Annotated in this window: 2 protein-coding genes; one reads left to right on the forward strand and one right to left on the reverse strand. The window is 32.6% G+C overall.

Going from position 1 to position 2,294, the window contains the following annotated elements; all coding sequences use genetic code 11:
* Positions 1-507 precede the first annotated feature (507 nt).
* Positions 508-1,263: a hypothetical protein gene (locus DWB64_RS19025; protein ID WP_129489806.1), complete on the reverse strand. Its 756-nt coding sequence runs from the start codon at positions 1,261-1,263 to the stop codon at positions 508-510.
* A 104-nt stretch (positions 1,264-1,367) separates the two neighbouring features.
* On the opposite strand from DWB64_RS19025, the gene DWB64_RS19030 reads away from it, so the two are divergent.
* Positions 1,368-1,949, forward strand: coding sequence for a TetR/AcrR family transcriptional regulator (locus tag DWB64_RS19030; RefSeq protein ID WP_164980507.1), 582 nt, complete (start codon positions 1,368-1,370; stop codon positions 1,947-1,949).
* Positions 1,950-2,294 lie beyond the last annotated feature (345 nt).

Genomic DNA, 2,294 nt, shown 5'->3' on the forward strand with positions numbered 1-2,294 from the left:
GAGACCATTCATTTGAGCTCCATACATCTATTATAAGGATTTTTTATACGCTTTTAAATACTTATTTATGCAAAAATGTTAATTTAATGTTTTCTATTTGTGTAATGAATTTTATGCAACGCTAGTGTAAAAAAATAAGAACCCCTAGATACAATCTAGGAGTTCCAACACTTCTGGCACACCGTAAGGGACCAGGGCCCCCGACGAACAGATTCAGAGGTACATCTACATAAACATTTTAGACTTATTGTGACATTCTTCTTATGTCAACTGCCACACATTTCAGAATTTCCATTGAGAAAAATCATACTGATTCAAATAAATATACCTCAATTTAATGAAGTATCTTTAAAAGGCTATTTTAATGTGAGTAGTGAGCAACACTCTACATGTATCGACACACACCTATTTACACAGAATACGATATAGTCCTTTCTTATGAAAGGCCTTTGATAAACTTGTTTTTCTTAGCAGATATCATCAACATTCCAGTTGCGTTATTTTGGTTTAATCAACTACCTTTTGGTACGTATTTATGAACTCATCTTGGATAATTGTAGCCATTCCATGTGAGTCTAGTATAGAATCCTGTTCTAATACTCTTGCTCTATATGTCCATCCCTCTGGTAAATCAAGGCGTTCACCTAAGTACTCCAATTTGTCTATTGTTAGATTAGCATCTTCTATCATTGAAGCAGCTTGCATTCTGTACACATCACCTTCTAGAGAAACTAATTCATAAACCATATTACCTTTCCAATAAATCCAGTTGGTTTCTCTTTCTACAGAGCTTTCAGTGTAAAAGTTCTCACCAAGATTCATGCTAAAAAGCGTTTCATCAAGAGAGGCGACCAGTTTCATTTCTATACCGCCAAAATCAGCAATTTTATTATTTAGTCTATCTGTGTTTCCCTCTGCAGCATTGATTACCCAATATCTAGGTCCGTTAAGAAGTACTTCTTCAGCACCATATTCCTCTGCCATTTCTTCTACATCTAAAGCTTCCCACAACTCTCCTGGAAGTTCATTATGTTCTACGGTGTTATAAACTTCAATATATAGTTTTGCACCTTTTCTGAAGACTGGAACAATTTCTCCATATCTTACGTTCCTAAGATCGTCTCCATGATCCATAAATTGAGTTCTTTCTACAGCTGGTACTGCATCTGCAAACTCTTCCATGTTGCCAGCAAACATATAAATGATAACAACCATCACTATTACAAGTATAAGAACTGCTCCGATTAATAACTTCTTTTTCATAACTTTTCTCCTTTTTTATGATACGTCTGTTCCGTAAAGTTAGTATATGTTATGATAACTATATTGTAAATACTTTAAACTTATACAGAACAGGAGGTGCAAAATTGTACCATATAAAAGATGATAAACGCTCAAAACGATCAGCTAGATTTATATACTTAGCACTCGATTCATTACTTGATGAAAAAAATTACGATAAGATTAGTATTACAGAAGTCATTCAACGATCTGAAGTTGGACGTGCTACATTTTATAGAAATTTTGATTCCCTTGATGATGTTTTAAAATATGAGTGTGACAGAAAATTCATCGAACTTAAGACAAGTGTACAGAGCAAAAATAAAAACAGTAGTAATAAGAGTAAGTCCCATCCATTAACTCTTATATTGCCCTTCTTAGAATATTGGTATCAAGATTCAAGAATAATAGAATTACTTTTAATAAGTAATAATAGAAATATATTGATTAACAATATCGAACAGATTGTAATGGAACTCGATAAAATTTCTTTCATTGAAAACGAAAATCCCATTCTAAGTTATGCGGTAAATCTACGTACCTATATTATTGCATCTATTATACTTACATGGATTACAAATAAAAAAAATATCACACCAAGAGACTTACACAAACAGTTAACTATACATTTTGACCAAACCATAATGATAAATAATAAACATGAATGATCATTGAATACAAAAGAGCTTTATCATCTCACACAACTCTTTTTAATAAGTACTGATGCCTATAGCCGTGTAACATCTGGCGTACTTAAAAAGAAGATACTTCGATGAAGTACCTTCAAATTAAACTTTTGTTAAGTGTAGTCACCAATATGCCACATATATAGAAACTGTATCAAAACACTGATTACGATCTAAAGTACTTTGTTGTCCAAGTGTACGGTTCACCGTATCGCACTAAACTGCGGTTTTTTCACTAATTAAAGACATCAGTACTATTCGATGCAACATACTCATGTGATTGTTTTATAAGATTTATCATATTATCTAGTGTTTTCTAACGACACT

The sequence above is a fragment of the Fusibacter sp. A1 genome, assembly GCF_004125825.1.
Lineage (GTDB): Bacteria > Bacillota > Clostridia > Peptostreptococcales > Acidaminobacteraceae > QQWI01.